The sequence below is a fragment of the Zhenhengia yiwuensis genome, assembly GCF_014384995.1.
GTDB lineage: Bacteria > Bacillota > Clostridia > Lachnospirales > Cellulosilyticaceae > Zhenhengia > Zhenhengia yiwuensis.
The window spans coordinates 16,846-34,339 of record NZ_JACRSY010000025.1 but is presented as its reverse complement, the minus strand read 5'-3'; the positions used below and the strand labels follow the sequence as shown (position 1 = coordinate 34,339).

The window sequence follows — 17,494 nt, the reverse complement described above, 5'->3', positions numbered from 1 at the left end:
TTTATGAAATTATATAGGTTGAATAGCATTACATACGTCTTTATTATACCATAATTATCCATACTGTCTACATAATATAGACTGAATTATAATTTTTTATCACATAAGTGGTGCAAAACACCTTAATATAGAGCGCATAAGCCTTATATACCATCTTACATTATGACATTCTTCAAGTGTCACAGGTAAGCATACTTCTAATGTTTTCAGGAAATCTTCTTTGATTTCGAGTACTGCCTTTGATTTATACATAAGGATACCACATTCAAAATGTAAATACAGACTACGATAATCCAAATTAATACTTCCTACTACTCCCATTTCATCATCTGCAACAAAAGTTTTTGAATGAATAAAGCCTGGCTTATATTCATAGATTTTCACTCCCGCTTCAATCAATTGCTGATAATAAGCCCGTGTTAATAAGTGAACATACCATTTATCAGGTACATGCGGTGTTACAATACGAATATCTAAACCACTTTTAGCTGCTAGGGTGAGTGCTGTAACCAATTCATTATCTATAATTAAATAAGGGGTATTAATATAGACATACTCCTTTGCTTTTTGAATAATATTAAGATACACATTCTCTCCTACAGTTTCTTCATCTAAAGGACTATCTGCATAAGGCTGCACATATCCATCTGTCTTAATATTTTCACCTTCGTAGCTACACTCTAAATATTTTTTATAATCTTCTTGTTCATTTTTATCAAAATTCCATACTTGTAAAAACATCAGCGTAAGATTTTTTACAGCTTCGCCTTTAATCATAATAGAAGCATCTTTCCAGTGACCAAAACGCTCTTTTTCATTAATATATTCGTCTGCTAGGTTTATACCACCAGTGAATCCTACCCAGCCATCTATAACTGTAATCTTTCTATGATCTCTATTATTCATCTTAAGAGAAAGTCTAGGCCTAATTTCATTAAAGACAACTGTTTTAATCCCTAGGCATTCTAACTTCTCATAATATTTATAAGGCAAAGTCTGAATAGTCCCTGCATCATCATACATCACACGAACTTCTACTCCTTCTTTTACCTTTTCAATAAGAATATCTAGGATTGTGTCCCACATAATGCCTTCTTCTACAATAAAGTATTCCATAAAGATAAAATGCTTAGCTTTTTTTAACTCTTCTTGCAACCTATCAAAGAAATTTTCTCCAGGGCTTAAATATTTAGTTTCTGTATTTTTATACACTGGGAACATTGAATAATCTTTTGTATAGATAAACTGATTTGCAATATTTTTATCTATTTCCTTCAACTCTTCTACAATTTCTTTATTCTGACTCAAAAGCCCTTTTGTATTTTCATAAATCTTCCTTATAGAGTCTTTGAACTTCTTCCCAGTCTTATCTCCTCCAAATACGAGATAAAACAGTCCTCCAAATACAGGAAATAGCAAAATTGGAATAACCCACGCTAGCTTATAAGATGGATTTCCCTTCTTATTCAGTATATAAATAACTACAATGATACTGACAACTGCAAATAATACATATAGATAAACGAAGTATTCACTTAGTTTCCAGATGCCAATTCCAAGTATAATGGCCTGTATTAAAATGAGTATACTTACGATGAATAGTCGACTAAATACCACTTTTATAATTTGTTTCATTAAGTCCCCCCTTTTTTATGTGTATTATACATGATCATATCATATATACTTTATTGTTTACAATTAAGATTAAAAAAGCTTAGTAGATTTTTCCCAAACTACTAAGCTTTTATTTTCATTACATGTTATTTTTTAATTCATTAATAAGATCTGCTACTTCTTGTTCAATATCTGTAATATTTACAAGTTTTTTCACGGATTTATCACGAGTCATAAGCTCTACTTGACCATTTTCAAGGTTTCTTTCACCCACAACAATACGTACTGGAATACCTAAAAGGTCAGCATCTGCAAATTTAGCTCCTGGTCCCATATTACGGTCATCCATAATAACTTCCCATTTGTTATTTAAACGGTTGTAAATATCTGATCCTACCGCATTCATATCTACTTTTTTGCTACCTAATACACAAATGTGTACTTGCCATGGTGCAACTGAGATTGGCCAGATTGGACCATATTCATCATGGTGTGATTCAATGATACAAGCAAGAAGACGACCTACGCCGATTCCGTAACATCCCATAATAGGTGTTTTTGCTTTACCATCTTTATCTGTGTATGTCATGTTCATACTTTCTGTATATTTTGTACCAAGTTGGAAGATGTTACCTACCTCAACACCACGTTTGAATTGAAGTTTTCCATCACAGCATGGACAAGTATGACCTTCATTAACTTCTGCTACATCATGGAATGCTTCTACTTTAAGATCTCTTGGTACGCTTACACCTGATAAATGATAATCCACTTTATTAGCACCACAAATAAGATTTGTCTCACCTTCTAATGAGCTATCAAATACGATTTGCGCATCACCAGCTTCAAGGCCAACAGGTCCCATGAAACCAAAGCATAAATTAGAGTCTTCGTAATTTGTAAATGGCGTAACATTTGCTTGAACAATCTTGCTAAGTTTTGATTCATTTACTTGAAGATCGCCTCTGATGAATACAATAAGAGGTTCTTTTCTACCTTCTACTTCAAATACAGCAGCTTTTAATAATCTATGAGCTGGTACATCAAAGAATTTTGCTAAAGAATCAATGTCTTTGATTTCTGGCGTATGATTTTCTTTAATTTCTTCTTCTGCAATTTCATACTTATCAAGTTTAGAAGTTGCAACTTCCATGTTTGATTGATAATCACAAGAATCACAGATAATGATTGTATCTTCACCGATATCTGTAAGAAGCATGAATTCGTGAGCTACTTTACCACCCATCATACCTGTATCTGATTTAACACATACTACTTCCGGCACACCAGCTTTTCTAAATACATTGTGGTATGCTTGTAAGCATCTATCGTAATATTGTTCTAAATCTTCTTGTGAAGTATGGAAAGAATAAGCATCTTTCATTGTAAATTCACGAACACGGATAAGACCACCACGTGCTCTTGGCTCATCTCTAAATTTAGTTTGGATTTGGTAAATCATAAATGGATATTGAGCATATGAACGTGCTTCTGTACGCGCTAAGTGAACAGCTGCTTCCTCATGTGTCATACCAAGTAACATATCTTTACCTGCACGATCTTTGAAACGTACCAATTCACTTCCTACACTTTCAAAACGTCCAGATTCTTGCCAAAGGTCAGCTGGAAGTACAACTGGGAACATAACTTCTTGTCCATCAATAGCATCCATTTCCTCGCGGATAATGTCTTCAATTTTTGTAGCAATACGTTTTGCTGGCATTAAAAGTGAGTAAATACCATTAGATACTTGTCTAATGTAGCCTCCTCTTAATAAGTAAATGTGGCTGATACTTGTAGCATCGCCTGGTTTTTCTTTAATACGTTCACCTAATAATTTGCTAAGTAACATAATACACTTTCCTTTCTATACTCAAAATTTTATTTTTAAAATCAAAAAGTCCCTATGCATTTACTGCATAGGGACCAAATTCACATTCGGTGGTACCACCCTTGTTATTATCTAAAATGCCAAAGCATTTAAGCAATCACTTTCATACTCTATATCGGGAGTACCCGTTACGCTTCATCACGTAATGCTCAGAGCTAGGACAACTAATCCGTTCTTTAAGAGTCTCTCAGCCGGTGAACTCTCTTTCTGTCAAAGAAATAAATTAATTGATTTCTCATCATCGCTTTATCTTATAAAATTAGTGTGTTCTAATCATATATTGTAATGATAGTTAGAAGAAATTGCAAGGATTGTTTTTAATTCCTTTTATTTCATGGTTAATTTCTGAATCATTTCAAGTAGCTGCTCTGGAGAAGTTGTATTCGCAACATGTATACGTTTGACATCAAGCGGCTTCGTTACGCCCTTTAACTTAGCTAAATTTGTAATTTGAAGATTGATCCCAACTTCTTCTACCCATTTAACTGTCTTTTTGTTATGTTGGAATTGCGGATAAGCAAGTACTTTAACATCTCGTTTTCCTAATTCTTCTTCTATCCTAGCAAAAGACATGCTCACCTGATAGCGCACTTCATTTTCGCTTAGTTCATCTAATAAAGCATGACCATGGGTATGGCTTTGTATGTCAACAAGCCCACTTTCTTCCATCTCCTTTGCCTGCTCCCAAGTAAAGTGAGGCATAGTCGTATCTATTCCTACATAAGCAGATGTAATAAAATAAGTAGCTGGTATATTATACTTCTCTAAAATAGGATACGCTATGGTATAATTACTTAAATACCCATCGTCTGTAGTGAGTATAATAGGTTTCTCAGGTAATCCACCCTTTTGCCTAAAGTAGTCCTCTAGATTCTTAAAATGTATAGGTGTATAACCATTATCTAATAAAGTCTTAATATGTTCTTCGAACAATTTGGTACTTACAGAAATACTCTGCTCACTATCACTTTCGCCTACAACATCTTTAAATTCATGATACATAAGTACTGGAATATATGGCTTTTCATAAGTCATTTGCATAGCAAAAGGATAATCTGGTGTTAATCTTTTACTTCTTTCACCTACTTTAGCCATATCCTTAAAGTCTAAATAATACTCCTGTACATAAGGAACTTCTTGTCCTTTTAATTTAACAATAATCTTTATTTTATTAATACCATTTTTCCCATCATACACTTCTTCTTTTAACTTAAATGGGAATCTATAGCTTTTTTGCACGGATTGGTCATTAAATTTATACTCTACAAACTCAATACCTTCATAATATGAAACTAAGAATTCACCTGGATTTCCTACAGTGATTCCCTCCTGAAGCTTAATATATGGTGTAGTGTCCTCTGCAATCTTATGAGTACTTATCCAATTCTCACTAACAATTTCATTATACAGGTCTATAATTTTATAATGTGCCTTATTCAAATCCCCTTGATTAAAAATTAATTTTACTTGCCCTATATTCATAGGAATACTATAGTACAATCTAGATATGGTATCTAATTGCTCTGAAAGCGATAACTTATCATTTTCTAAGATATAGTCATTAATAAGTACTTTAACTTGTCCTTTCAATTCTTCAGGCAAATTATAAATCGCTTCTATATCTTCATTACTCTCTACCTTGTGACTTATCCACTTGAATCCATGCGTCTTATAGAGCTTAAGTGCTATATCCAAATCATAAACACTATAAATATTTTCATACTCTTCAATGAGTGACTCTATTCTTTCGTAGACTTTCCTTAAATCCTCTAAGCTCATCTCCTGATTCAAACCCATATTAATCCACACTTTTTTTCCTGTATACTTCTTAGATATTTCTTCTAAGTCCTGTTCTAATGTATCAGAAACAGTATACATAAGTTGTATTCCTTCTAGATTTAAATCTGCACTTTCATCTATTGTCACTGTCGCTATTTTCCACTTTTCATTATTTCCATCTATGTATGCTGCATTGACACCGTATGTTAAAATGTGTTGTTGATTTCCATTATCTAAATAAACATCTACAATAGATGTATTTTTTCTACCTTGAAATATCATAAAGAATACTGTCATCCCAATGGCTATCAGTATAATCAACAGTATACTATATCTTTTTCTTATTTTTTTCATCGTATCTCCCTCATATTTTATTTCTTTTATTGTACCATATATCGCTAATAAGTCTAAATATTTTACTTTTTATTCTATGCAAATTGCAAGCTTAACTATATGTACATTGACTTGTCAAACAAAATATAATATTATATAATTGTTCTTACATATATTTTTATAAACTAAACTAATATTTATAAATATGCTAGGGGAGCTTTTTTAGGCTGAGAGTGCATTTTGCAGACCCTTATGACCTGTGTACGGATAATGCCGCTGCAGGGAAGTGTGTAAAGGATCTAAGAATACCTAGGCACATTTATTGTGCCTTTTTTTATGTATTCTCCTCGATTAAGTATATTTATAAAAAAAGGAGGAGAAAAAGAATGAATGAATTTTTAGCAAGTCTATCTGAGACACCTATGATGGTTTGGGTAAGTTTAGGCGTATTTGTTATCCTACTCATTGCTGCTGTAATCATCAAATCTCAAAAGGTAAAAGCTACTACCCCAAAACTCACATCTAAAACTTTAGCTTTTGGTGGCATGTGTGTTGCTTTATCCTTTATCCTATCTTACATTAAACTTTTTGAAATGCCTCAGGGTGGTTCTATAACCCTAGTAAGTATGTTACCTGTTATCTTGTTTGCATTTGTATGTGGTCCTACAGCTGGTATCATTGCTGGTCTTGCATATGGCTTCTTACAATTTTTCCAAGGTGCTTATGCTGCAAACTGGATTTCTATCTTACTTGATTACCCTCTTGCATTTGCTTGGCTAGGCTTTGCTGGTATTCTTCCTAAGGCTATTAAATCTCTAGAACTACGCTTTAGCCTCGGCATCCTAATCGCCATTCTTGGGCGCTTCTGTATGCATCTTCTATCAGGTGCAATTTTCTTTGGCGAATATGCACCAGAAGGTATGAACCCTTGGATCTACTCAGCAATATATAATGCAGGGTTCCTATCTGTAGAATTTCTTATTACTTTAATCATTGGTATTATTATTCTCAAAACTTCTATTTATAAATATTTAAAAATTACATTTGCAAATTAACTTTTATGTTTCACGTGAAACATTAGTAGATATTTCTATACAAGCGCTCAGAGAGTATTAAATCAATCTCTTTGGGCGTTTTATTTTTAGCATTAATCATTAACACACCATGCCTAATATCTACATGTTTCTGTTGTGCTAAATTAATTAAATTATTTTGCATTGCATCAAACTCACTTATTGGTTCATCTTCTTCATAAATATAGGCATGTATAGGACCTGTATAATTGCCTTTATCATAAATCTCATATTTACCCGTATTTTCTAGGTATTGTCTTACATAATATAGACTATTTTCTATAGATACAATCATATCCACTTGACTCCTTCAAGTTTTTTCTAGTATTATGCGTCATTTCATTCTGCTTAATACCAAAAAAAGTTCAAAAAAAACGGGGAATTTTCTATATATAGGACTATATAGTATATGTAGAACGTAAAATGAATCCTAGGCCCTTTTACATTCCACAGAATGAAAAGTAAAGTTTACTGGTTCCCCCTTTCCACTTTACTTTTCCCAGAATCTAATAAATAGTGTGGTAGATATTTATTAGATTTTCTCTAAAACTCTATAAAGCTTATGCCAAATGGTTAATGGTAAATCCCTAAAGTATAACGTTCATTTCCTTAATTGAATTTATATCTGGCTTATGATAAATGTGACGGCATCCCTTTCATCAAGCAGATCATAACTTCTCTTATAGAAAGCAACCTCATACCTACGGTTAAGCCTCACACCCACTAGATTAAAAGTTTAATGATAAGTTTTATACTCCTACCACATAAAGAAAACCCAGCCTAAACACAGCTATTTAAAGGGGGAGCTGTATTTAGGTTGGGTTTTTATTTTTATTTAAGCAATTGCTTTATTATTTTCTTTAGCTAATTGAATAGCTTCTTTCTCTTCATCTGATAATTGATATGTAGATTGTCCATTCTGTACAGGTTTTGAGTAAACATAGGATCCATCTCTACTATAAATCCCATTTAATACTATACCATTATCTTCTGCATCTAGCATAGCAATTGCAAAAGATAAATCTGCACCTACTTTTTCAATAGCATTATATCTTACAACACCAACTTTTTGTGTACAATACTTCATTTCATTACTAAGTGTATCTATTTTTTCTTTTATCTCATCTTGTTTTTCTTTAACACTATTTACTTTTTTAGCATAATGAATTAATAAATCTTCTAAATCTACGTCTTCTTTTATCATAAAGGCTTGATACTTCTTCTGTATTTTTTTTAATCTTGATAAATTCATGAGTAGTATAATTAATAAAATTAAGCAAAATACTGCTAATCCAAGCACAATATAAATCATATATGGGTTTAATAGTTCTACCACTGATTCCATTTAAAAGCATTCTCCCTTAAAACTTTTCTATTTTATCTTGCTAATAATTCTTTCTAATTCATCATTGCTGTAAAATTCTATTTCTATTTTTCCTTTACGCTTACCTTGTGTAATAGAAACCTTAGTTCCTAAAGACTTTTGCAACCCTTCTTGTACTTCTTTTATGAAGACATGATTGCCAAGAGCCTCTTCTAATACTGCTTGCATTCTTTTACGTGCTTCTGTAGCCGCTTGCTCTTCACTTTTTTCAGCTTTTGCAATTACACCTTGAACATATTTTTCTGTTTCTCTTACAGTCAATTCATGTGCAATGATATATTCTGCTGCTTCTTTTTGTAATTGAATATCTTTAATAGGTAGTAGTGCTCTAGCCTGTCCATAACTTAACTCTTCATCTCTTAATTTTTGCTGAAGATCTGGTGTCAGCTTTAATAAACGCATAATATTAGTAACTTCTGATCTACTTTTTCCTACACGAGTTGCTACCTCTTCTTGAGTATAGTCAAACCTCTCCATTAATAAACTATATGCACACGCTAATTCCATGCTGTTTAAATCGGAACGTTGGATATTCTCTATCAGTGCTACTTCTAATACCTGTTTATCATCAAAATCTTTTACAAGGATAGGTATTTCTCTTACCTTTGCTAAACGTGCTGCTCTATAACGTCTCTCCCCTGCAACAATTTCGAACTTATTTCCTTTCTCCCTAACAATAAGAGGTTGTAAAATGCCATGTTCTTGAATAGAAAGCATTAATTCATTTAACTCTTCTTGATCAAACTTTTTTCTTGGCTGATCATAGTTAGGTTCTATTTCATTAATATCAACAAATCTGATGCCTTCATTTTGTTGATTTATAACTGCTTCCTCTGATAAAAGTGCATTTAAGCCTTTCCCTAAGCCTTTTTGTCTCATTTTTTCTTATTCCTTCCTAAGAACTCTTTTGCTAATTCACGATATTGCTCAGATCCCTTTGACTTTGGATCATAACTAATGCAAGACATGCCATAGCTTGGCGCCTCACTTAATCTGACACTTCTATTAATCTTTGTGTTATATACAAATTTAGAAAAATGTTGATTAACTTCATTAACTACTTGTGCGGATAGATTTGTACGTGTATCAAACATAGTAAATACAATTCCTTCTAAAGCAAGTGCTCTATTAGTCGATTCTTTCACTAATTTAATAGTTTGCATAAGTTGTGATAATCCCTCTAATGCATAATACTCACATTGCATTGGAATAAGTACAGTATGTGCTGCTGTTAAGGCATTAATAGTCAAAATGTTTACGGCTGGTGGGCAATCAATAAATATGTAATCAAATTCAGCATCTACTTGATTTAATGCTTTCTTTAGAATAAATTCTCTTTCTTCTTTATCTACAATTTCTATCTCAGTTCCTGCTAAATTCATATTTGATGGAATAACTTTTATCTTTTCATTAGGTGACTCAAAAATAACTTCTTGAATATTAATATCCTCAGTAAATACATTGTAAATTGTATTGGGTATACGATTTTTTACAAGGCCACAACCACTTGTTGTATTCCCTTGAGGATCTATATCTACTACTAAAACCTTTTTCTTTTTTTCTGCTAAGGCTGCTGCTAGATTAATAACTGTCGTAGTTTTACCTACGCCTCCCTTTTGATTAACTACTGCAATTATCTTACTCATATAGATGTACCTCTTTTTCTTTATTTATATGGCATAATTTATAATAAGTATATCATAAATTATTTAGTTGTTACATTATTAATATGGTTTAATCATAAATTCCTCCATAGTTTTAATATAATAAAACAAGTCTATTTATAGAAATTAATATGTTTCACGTGAAACATCCTAATTTCCAACAAATTATAGGAGTTTATATGCCCAAAAACAGATTTACTTTTATCGCAAATTTTATCGTTATTCTTACTATACTTTATCTCATTCTTTTTATGAATTATCATATCTATACCTCTGATATTGGAGAACTTGATATTAATATTACTCAAGATGAAAACTTTCCTGAAACAGCTAGTATTACAATTTCTCCTAATAAAAAATTGAAAAATTATTATATCCTTATTTATGAAGATGATGACTCCAATAACTGGCTTTATTTTTCTAACAATGCTACGGGTAAAGATACACATTATATTTTAGATGAACTGCTTCCTCCACACAAAATAAAATATGCTCTTCTAGAGGGATCATCAACTAAAAATATGCATACTTTTAACATAAAATCAAAATACCCTATTAGCCATCTCGCTAATAAGGATCATGTTTTTCATGCTTATTTAATTGTACCTTATAGTATTTTTCCATTTCCTAAGTTTTATTATATTAAGCATCAAATTTTTTTTATTAATATTGGTATTTAGGGAGATAAAAAATGAAATCATTATTAGTTATTGCCCTTATTATTTATCTGTTAGTCTATACTTCAAGTAAATCTAAAGAACGCGAATCTCTATTTTTTATTAAATGTACCATTTATTTATTTTGTAGCAGCATACACTCTACTTTTTTCGGTTTTCCTGTGCCTATAGGAGCTATTATTATGTATCTTTACTCTCTATTTGATAGCAAAAATCGATCCTTTAAGTTAAAAATGATAGGAACTGGTATATTTATTTTATTAATTTCTTTTATTAGCTATGATAGTTTAGTAGCGCCTGTACAATCAGCTTATTTACGTACCTCTACCCATAATATCCAAAAGATAGAAGTCTATAGCCAATATACTTCTGATACCAAATTTCTCTTTTCTATTGGCGATGAAGATGAAATTAATGCATTAACAGGTCTTCTTCAAGCTAGTACTCCAGAATCTAATTGGTCCCATAAGATTATTCCTAATGATATGGGCTATTTACTTAAACTCTATAATTCTTCTGGCCATAGTAAAAATTTATATATTAGCATTTATGAGCGGGACCATGCTAACATCTATTTAGAAAATAATTATTTTACCTATTATAATGATAAAATTATTGCTTATATTGATACACTTTACTCCAGACACCCTTCTATCTTAAGTCTTAATACCTCACAAAATACACCGATTAACCTTACAAATAAATCTTTACTTTCAAGCTTATGGCGCAATGTCATTTGGAGCGCCCCATTAGAAGACCTTAATATCCCTGCAGAAAACTTTAATATCCCTGCCTATCTATTTTTTGAAACAACGTTAGGATGCAGGCTTACTTTTTCTTCTGATTTTCACTATGCTAGACTTACGAATCATGATATTATCGAAATTTCGCCATTCTTGCAACGTATGCTTACAGAACAGCTCATTTTATCTCAACTTACGCCGGTAAAACAGTTTCAACATTTTAATAGTGCTCATACTTCTAACTATCAAGCAAGCACACTTAATTTTACTATTGAAAGAGATATTAACGACCTCTACTACGGGCTCTACCTTTATGATTATCAAAAAGATGAAAAGGTAATGCTTCATACCGTTAACTCTGCAGATACCAAGTTTTTTGTACTTAAGTATCCTTATATATTAGTCTTAGATGAAACAAATCATAATAGCTATTCTCTGCTTTTAATTAATCAAAATGTACCTAATAAACATCGCTATATTACCAAAAATGAAAATATCTCTCCAAAATCACTTTCTATATGCCCTGAAAACACAAAATTTGCCTATATTACTGAACATGGTCAAAATAATTCTCTGTATTTAGTTAGTGATTATTATCACTCTCCTAAAGTAATAGCTACAGGCGCTATTGCCGATTCTCTCTTTCTTTCGACAAATTATATTATTTTTACACAAAAAATTTCAAATCAAAACCTATTATGTGTCTATAGTCTGGACCATGACCAATTTATTAAGTATATTCCTATACAAGGTGAAGTTACACTTGTTAATGCTTCTGAGAATAAAGTTATCTTTTGTGTCCAACAAACTCATAACAATAAACTTTTAGAAGGTATGTTTTATATCGATAATACACTCAATATCTATCCTGTTGAATAATATGCATTAAAAGAGGTGATAGACAATGTTCAATCCATCATTGTCTATCACCTCTTTTTTTATTTAGGTAAGTAAATGCGTATTAGGTTTTTTTTAACTTCTATATGAAGCGGAAAATCAGGTCCTTCCTCTCCATCTATATCTGTAATAAATTGTTTATCTTCATTTTTACATTCAATATAAAGCTCATCACTAATAAAGTAATCAATATTAGGATCATTGAGATGTTCCCCTTGTAAAATTTTTAAAAACAACATAGGAATTTCATGCATTTCAACTTTCTTAATCCCTATGAAATCAAATACACCATCTTCAATATTGGCTTCTTTTGCAAGTCTTGTAAAACCACCTGCTGCTTTCCCATTAAATATAAGGACAAGAACATATTCATTTTCTATGGTTTTATCATGAACTTTTACTTTTAACTGCATAGCTTGATAATTTTGAAGTTCTTCTATTCCTTTTACATAATAAGCTAATTTACCAAATTTCTTTTTGAGTTCTAAATCTACAATGTGTGAAATACCACTAAATAATCCCATATTGCATACATTTACAAAATAAAGTTCATTTACTTTACCTATATCCACATATCGTAATTCACCATTTTCAATTAAGTCTAGTGCCCCTGCAACATCATTTGGAATATGAGCGCTATAGGCAAAATCATTAGCTGTTCCTAGTGGTAAAATAGCTATAGGAATATTAAGTTGTTTTTGTGCTAACCCATTAATACATTCATTTAATGTACCGTCTCCACCAGAAATTAAAATCAAATCTGTATTACTCTCTGAAATGTAATTCTTTATATACTCTGTAATACTCCCTTTAGCAGGGCTTCTAAATAATCTTAATTCATATCCCATTTTTTGCATTCGCTCGGCTATATAATCTATCCGACTATTAATTTGCCTGTTTCCTGCTTTAGGATTATATAATAAAATAGCTTTTTCCATTTTTCTACCCTTTCTTTAATCTCTTACTTATTTATATAAATTTTTTATCCTTTTACTTGTGGATAATTCTATTATAACGTGCTATGTAAACCTTTATTTATAAGTATTTGGTCTACTTCTACTTTATCCACAACCTTGTTGATAACTTCGGTTTTTTTCTTTATTTTTCATCTGTGTATAACTTATATTATTATATTTTATATTTTTATCCACAATATGAAGTTCTTTAATATTATCCACATTTTTAATCGCATAAGAAAAGGATTAATAGAAAAACTTGTTCCCTATTAATCCTTTTCTTATTTTTATTTTACATCTGTTCTGGTGATTTAATACCTAGTAAATATAATGCATTACTTAATACGTATTTAACACTTAATACAATAGCAAGTCTTGCTTCTTTTACCTTTTCATCTTCTACTAAGATTGCATTATCATGATAGAATTTATTAAACGCTTGGGCTAAATCTACTGCATATCTTGCGATATAAGATGGCTCATATTTATTGGCTGCTTCTTCAATGACTGAGTTGAAATCTGCAAGCTCTTTAATAACGTTAACTGATGCATCATCTGTTAATACAGTGTAATCAATATCAGAGAAGCTATGATTTACTGCTACATTAGCTTTTCTAAGAACGCTACATGCTCTAGCATGTGTATATTGAACGTATGGACCTGTTTCTCCATCGAAGTTTAATACACGTTCCCATGAGAACTGGATATCTTTAATGATATTGTTGTACATATCATCGAAGATAACTGCTCCGATACCTACTTGCATTGCAACTTCTTCTTTGTTTGGAAGATCTGGATTTTTCTCTTCAATGACTTGTCTTGTCTTGTTGACTGCTTCTTTAAGGATATCTTCAAGGAATAATACGTTACCTTTACGTGTTGAAAGGGAACCTGATTCCATACTTACCATACCAAATGGTACGTGTACAAGGTCTTTTGCCCAGTCATAACCCATTTTATCAATAACTTTGAACCATTGAGCAAAGTGAAGATTTTGTTGAAGTGCTGTAACATAAATACATTTTTTAAAATCATAAGTTTTCTTACGATATTCAGCTGCTGTAATATCACGTGTTGCGTAAAGTGAGCTACCATCTTTTTTAGTAATAAGGCATGGTGCCATATTTTCTTCATCTAAACGCACTAATTTAGCACCTTCACTTACTTCAATAAGACCTTTTGCTTCTAATTCTTCGATGATAGCAGCCATTTTATCATTATAGAATGCTTCTCCATTGTAACTATCGAAAGTTACACCAAGCATTTCATATACTCTTTCAAACTCTTTTAAGCTAATTTCTTTGAACCAGCTCCAAAGTGCAAGAGATTCCTCATCTCCTTGTTCCATTCTTGTGAAGTAATCACGTGCTTCTTGTTCAAGCTCTGGATTTTTCTCTGCTTCATCATGGAATAATACATAGATTCTAAGAAGTTCTGAAATACCTTTTTCTTCTACTTCTTCTTTGCTTGAGTAGTTTTTGTAAGCTACAATTAATTTACCAAATTGAGTTCCCCAGTCTCCTAAGTGGTTTACACCTACACAGTTATAGCCTAATGCTTCAAAAATGCGGTATAAACTGTGTCCAATTACTGTAGAGCGAAGGTGACCTACGTGGAAAGGCTTCGCGATGTTTGGTGAAGAGTAGTCGATAACTACATTTCCTTTATCATGTGCTTGTGCTAAACCATAGTTTTCTTTAGCTGTAAGTACATTATCAAGTACGCTTTTAACAAGCATTGTTTTATCTACGAAGAAGTTAATATAGGCATTTACATTTTCAACTTTTGATAAGAAACTTACTTCACCGATAGCATCTACAATATCTTTTGCAATCATAGGAGGTGCTTTTCTAAGCTCTTTAGCAAGTTTAAAACATGGGAAAGCATAATCTCCCATATCTGTATTTGCAGGAACTTCTAACATGCTGTATATGTCATCTTGTGTTAAACAAGTAATTTGCCCACTTAATAGCTTAGCTATTTTTAATTTAAAATCGCTCATATCCATTCTCCTTTTATTTTCTTTATTTCAACCTCATCTCAATACACTCTATTGTACATAATTATACATTAGATAGCAAGGTCTCTTAAAGCATTCACAAGTTAAGGCGTATTTAAACTTTTTCATCACATATAATAACATTAATTTCTTTTTTAACTTGAAAGGAGTTTTACTATGCCTAAAACTAAAAAATCTAAAAGTAGTGCGGAACCCATCACTCATATTCCTATTCTGAAAAGTACCAAACCTATACCAGATGGTACTTTTATTGAAACTGAAGATAAACATGATGGCTATGCCGCTATTAATACACCACGTTATGGCGAAGAAATTGATGTAGATGATATGTAGTGTACTCCCCCGAAGGGGGAGATTTTTTTGCGAAATTTTGCCTAATTGACCTCTGTTTGCTCTTTTAACAATAAAATATGACGGTTGGTAGGTTAGAAGTGACAGCTTATCTATTATCTATTGCCACTTTCATTAATTTTCATTATATTATAACTATCATTGTAAGGGGGGAATCTACATGGTTAATCGAGAAGTCTTATTAGGACCATTTCCTTTATTGTTTGATTTAATGTTTTATGCTATATGCCTCGCAGTTTTTATTTATTTTATCCGCTTGATCATTATCAAAGTAAAGCATAAAAGGAAAAAAAGATAGTATGTGTATAGGCATACTATCTTTTTTACTTTTTATTTATTCATAGGAATTTTAATACGGATTTCGTATCCATCATCCTCTTGTTTCATAGTATATTTAGCATCGATTCCTGATTGCTGAATCATATCGACTGCTTGAGTAATTGTATTTGTAAAGAGTCTAATATCACGGACAAATGCTCTAAACTTTTGATTATTTTTCTTTTCTTCTACTTTTTCCTGTGTCAAATTAACGAGAACTTGTTCAATAAGCTGTTCTGTTTTTTTAACGTTAAGTTCTTGTTTTCCTACCTTTTCAAGAACTTCCATTTGAAGCTCTTCTGTAGGTAGCTTTAAAAGTGCTCTCGCATGACGTTCTGTTAAATTGTACTCAACTAGTTTTTTCTTAATAGCTGGTGAAAGTTTAAGGATTCTTAGTTTATTGGCAATGGTAGATTGATTCTTCCCTAATGTTTTAGCAAGCTCTTGCTGTGTATAGCCATAGTCTTGCATAATTGTTTGAAAAGCTTCGCTCTCTTCCAAGAAATTAAGATTCTCTCTTTGAAGATTTTCAATAAGCGCGAGTACAGCACTATTTTTATTTGTTACTTCTACAATTACAGCTGGGATTTCAGTAAGCCCTGCTAACTTTGATGCCTTCAATCTTCTCTCTCCTGCTATAAGCTCATAGGAGTTACCTATAATACGTACTGTAATAGGTTGCATTAAACCGTGTTCTGCAATAGAATGAGCAAGTTCCTCTAATGCTGATTGTGTAAAAACTTTTCTTGGTTGATATGGATTGGGTCTTACACGATCTACGGCTATGTATTGTATGGTTAACTCTTTTTGCATCTGGTAATACTCCCCTCTTGAACTAATCATTATACAATCGTACATAATAGTATATCACATTATTTTACCAAAAACTACATTATCCGTGAGGAATTTTTTTAAGCCTATCTTGCTTATCATAGGCTTTCTCCCTTACTAAATTACCCATATGCCTAGTATTTTCAATCTCCTTCAAAGCAAAAAGAGGCTTATCTGAAAATAAATTCATTCTCAAATATGCCTCTTTTATCTTTATATTTTAACTGCTCTACCTAATACTTATTTACCAAGTGGTGCTTTTGTTGGTTCTCCAGCTTTTCTAGGATATTTTTTAGGTGTTTCTTTCACTTTTTTGATTTTAGCAATACGATGATTTAAATCTGTATAAGGTACAACTACATCTACTAGTTTATCAATTGTACCCCCTAAAATCGTAATGGCTTTTTCTCCTTCTGCAAGCTCTTCATCAAGCTTTTGACCTTTTAAGGCAATGAGATAGCCACCCTTTTTTACAAATGGAAGTGTATACTCACTAAGTACTGCTAAATTAGCTACAGCACGTGATGCACATACTTCAAATTGTTCACGATAAGCTTTATTTTTGCCTAAGTCTTCGGCCCTACCATGTACACATTCAATACCAGTAAGCCCTAATTCATCAATAACATGTTGTAAGAACTTAAGGCGTTTATTGAGAGAATCAATAAGTGTAATGTGTACATTTGGGAATGCAATCTTAAGTACAAGTCCAGGGAAGCCTGCGCCTGTTCCTACATCTACTAAGCTTTTTACTTGTGCAAGGTCAATGCTGCTTTGTACAGTAAGACAATCAAGGAAGTGTTTTGTAATAACCTCCATATCTTCTGTAATAGCTGTTAGGTTCATTTTCTCATTCCACTCAACGAGGAGCTCTTTATAGCGCATAAGCTGGTCAGCTTGTTTATCTGTCAGCTCTACATTTAAAACTTTAGCACCTTCAATTAATTGTTGTTTAATATCCAT

At 32.0% G+C, this 17,494-nt stretch carries 16 protein-coding genes and 1 riboswitch; of the genes, 4 read left to right on the top strand and 12 right to left on the bottom strand.

The window, feature by feature from the left end:
• Positions 1–99 precede the first annotated feature (99 nt).
• The 3 genes from cls to H8718_RS14250 form a co-directional block, all read right to left on the bottom strand.
• Positions 100–1,635 carry a cardiolipin synthase gene (gene cls / locus H8718_RS14260; protein WP_249333398.1) on the bottom strand — a complete coding sequence of 512 codons (1,536 nt, stop codon included), beginning with the start codon at positions 1,633–1,635 and terminating at the stop codon, positions 100–102.
• Positions 1,636–1,753: 118 nt separating this feature from the next.
• The gene (locus H8718_RS14255) at positions 1,754–3,466 is read right to left on the bottom strand and encodes a proline--tRNA ligase (RefSeq protein ID WP_249333397.1); all 1,713 of its coding nucleotides are present in this window, start codon (positions 3,464–3,466) and stop codon (positions 1,754–1,756) included.
• A 366-nt stretch (positions 3,467–3,832) separates the two neighbouring features.
• Complete coding sequence (locus H8718_RS14250) at positions 3,833–5,638, bottom strand: polysaccharide deacetylase family protein (RefSeq protein WP_249333396.1); 1,806 nt, start codon at positions 5,636–5,638, stop codon at positions 3,833–3,835.
• 179 nt (positions 5,639–5,817) lie between these two features.
• Positions 5,818–5,919: riboswitch (TPP riboswitch) on the top strand.
• A gap of 84 nt (positions 5,920–6,003) precedes the next feature.
• Between H8718_RS14250 and thiT the strand changes: the two genes are divergently transcribed.
• Positions 6,004–6,672 (top strand): energy-coupled thiamine transporter ThiT, encoded by a 669-nt coding sequence (gene thiT, locus H8718_RS14245; RefSeq protein ID WP_249333395.1) that lies wholly within the window; start codon positions 6,004–6,006, stop codon positions 6,670–6,672.
• Positions 6,673–6,694: 22 nt separating this feature from the next.
• Here the strand turns inward: thiT and H8718_RS14240 are convergent, their stop codons facing one another.
• The 4 genes from H8718_RS14240 to H8718_RS14225 all read right to left on the bottom strand — a co-directional run bounded on the left by H8718_RS14240 (position 6,695) and on the right by H8718_RS14225 (position 9,720).
• Positions 6,695–6,985, bottom strand: a complete 291-nt coding sequence (locus H8718_RS14240; protein WP_249333394.1) for a YkuS family protein — start codon at positions 6,983–6,985, stop codon at positions 6,695–6,697.
• Positions 6,986–7,525: 540 nt separating this feature from the next.
• Complete coding sequence (locus H8718_RS14235; protein WP_249333393.1) at positions 7,526–8,035, bottom strand: DUF4446 family protein; 510 nt, start codon at positions 8,033–8,035, stop codon at positions 7,526–7,528.
• Positions 8,036–8,062: 27 nt separating this feature from the next.
• Entirely contained in the window at positions 8,063–8,953 is an 891-nt protein-coding gene (locus tag H8718_RS14230; protein ID WP_249333392.1) for a ParB/RepB/Spo0J family partition protein, read from the bottom strand.
• On the bottom strand, positions 8,950–9,720 hold the full coding sequence (locus H8718_RS14225; RefSeq protein ID WP_249333391.1) for a ParA family protein: 771 nt from the start codon (positions 9,718–9,720) through the stop codon (positions 8,950–8,952). The genes H8718_RS14230 and H8718_RS14225 overlap by 4 nt, the downstream gene beginning before the upstream one ends.
• 197 nt (positions 9,721–9,917) lie before the next feature.
• Between H8718_RS14225 and H8718_RS14220 the strand changes: the two genes are divergently transcribed.
• Positions 9,918–10,418: a hypothetical protein gene (locus H8718_RS14220; protein ID WP_249333390.1), complete on the top strand. Its 501-nt coding sequence runs from the start codon at positions 9,918–9,920 to the stop codon at positions 10,416–10,418.
• An 11-nt stretch (positions 10,419–10,429) separates the two neighbouring features.
• Positions 10,430–12,037: a hypothetical protein gene (locus H8718_RS14215; protein ID WP_249333389.1), complete on the top strand. Its 1,608-nt coding sequence runs from the start codon at positions 10,430–10,432 to the stop codon at positions 12,035–12,037.
• A 59-nt stretch (positions 12,038–12,096) separates the two neighbouring features.
• Here H8718_RS14215 and H8718_RS14210 read toward each other — a convergent pair whose 3' ends face one another.
• Together H8718_RS14210 and argS are read right to left on the bottom strand one after the other, a co-directional pair.
• Positions 12,097–12,993, bottom strand: coding sequence for a diacylglycerol/lipid kinase family protein (locus tag H8718_RS14210; RefSeq protein WP_249333388.1), 897 nt, complete (start codon positions 12,991–12,993; stop codon positions 12,097–12,099).
• A 310-nt stretch (positions 12,994–13,303) separates the two neighbouring features.
• Positions 13,304–15,013: an arginine--tRNA ligase gene (gene argS, locus H8718_RS14205; protein WP_249333387.1), complete on the bottom strand. Its 1,710-nt coding sequence runs from the start codon at positions 15,011–15,013 to the stop codon at positions 13,304–13,306.
• Positions 15,014–15,187: 174 nt separating this feature from the next.
• On the opposite strand from argS, the gene H8718_RS14200 reads away from it, so the two are divergent.
• Positions 15,188–15,364, top strand: a complete 177-nt coding sequence (locus H8718_RS14200) for a hypothetical protein (RefSeq protein WP_249333386.1) — start codon at positions 15,188–15,190, stop codon at positions 15,362–15,364.
• Positions 15,365–15,712: 348 nt separating this feature from the next.
• Here H8718_RS14200 and noc read toward each other — a convergent pair whose 3' ends face one another.
• The 3 genes from noc to rsmG form a co-directional block, all read right to left on the bottom strand.
• Positions 15,713–16,513, bottom strand: a complete 801-nt coding sequence (gene noc, locus H8718_RS14195) for a nucleoid occlusion protein (RefSeq protein ID WP_249333385.1) — start codon at positions 16,511–16,513, stop codon at positions 15,713–15,715.
• Between the two features lie 79 nt (positions 16,514–16,592).
• Positions 16,593–16,721 (bottom strand): hypothetical protein, encoded by a 129-nt coding sequence (locus H8718_RS20635; RefSeq protein ID WP_283246234.1) that lies wholly within the window; start codon positions 16,719–16,721, stop codon positions 16,593–16,595.
• A gap of 50 nt (positions 16,722–16,771) precedes the next feature.
• Positions 16,772–17,494: a 16S rRNA (guanine(527)-N(7))-methyltransferase RsmG gene (gene rsmG / locus H8718_RS14190; RefSeq protein ID WP_249333384.1), complete on the bottom strand. Its 723-nt coding sequence runs from the start codon at positions 17,492–17,494 to the stop codon at positions 16,772–16,774.

Coding starts and splice junctions, on each gene's coding strand:
- H8718_RS14255 (WP_249333397.1), bottom strand. CDS start 3,466: ATGTTACTTAGCAAATTATTAGGTGAACGTATTAAAGAAAAACCAGGC.
- H8718_RS14250 (WP_249333396.1), bottom strand. CDS start 5,638: ATGAAAAAAATAAGAAAAAGATATAGTATACTGTTGATTATACTGATA.
- noc (WP_249333385.1), bottom strand. CDS start 16,513: ATGCAAAAAGAGTTAACCATACAATACATAGCCGTAGATCGTGTAAGA.
- argS (WP_249333387.1), bottom strand. CDS start 15,013: ATGAGCGATTTTAAATTAAAAATAGCTAAGCTATTAAGTGGGCAAATT.
- H8718_RS14235 (WP_249333393.1), bottom strand. CDS start 8,035: ATGGAATCAGTGGTAGAACTATTAAACCCATATATGATTTATATTGTG.
- H8718_RS14215 (WP_249333389.1), top strand. CDS start 10,430: ATGAAATCATTATTAGTTATTGCCCTTATTATTTATCTGTTAGTCTAT.
- H8718_RS14220 (WP_249333390.1), top strand. CDS start 9,918: ATGCCCAAAAACAGATTTACTTTTATCGCAAATTTTATCGTTATTCTT.
- H8718_RS14225 (WP_249333391.1), bottom strand. CDS start 9,720: ATGAGTAAGATAATTGCAGTAGTTAATCAAAAGGGAGGCGTAGGTAAA.
- H8718_RS14210 (WP_249333388.1), bottom strand. CDS start 12,993: ATGGAAAAAGCTATTTTATTATATAATCCTAAAGCAGGAAACAGGCAA.
- thiT (WP_249333395.1), top strand. CDS start 6,004: ATGAATGAATTTTTAGCAAGTCTATCTGAGACACCTATGATGGTTTGG.
- H8718_RS14230 (WP_249333392.1), bottom strand. CDS start 8,953: ATGAGACAAAAAGGCTTAGGGAAAGGCTTAAATGCACTTTTATCAGAG.
- rsmG (WP_249333384.1), bottom strand. CDS start 17,494: ATGGATATTAAACAACAATTAATTGAAGGTGCTAAAGTTTTAAATGTA.
- H8718_RS20635 (WP_283246234.1), bottom strand. CDS start 16,721: ATGAATTTATTTTCAGATAAGCCTCTTTTTGCTTTGAAGGAGATTGAA.
- H8718_RS14200 (WP_249333386.1), top strand. CDS start 15,188: ATGCCTAAAACTAAAAAATCTAAAAGTAGTGCGGAACCCATCACTCAT.
- cls (WP_249333398.1), bottom strand. CDS start 1,635: ATGAAACAAATTATAAAAGTGGTATTTAGTCGACTATTCATCGTAAGT.
- H8718_RS14240 (WP_249333394.1), bottom strand. CDS start 6,985: ATGATTGTATCTATAGAAAATAGTCTATATTATGTAAGACAATACCTA.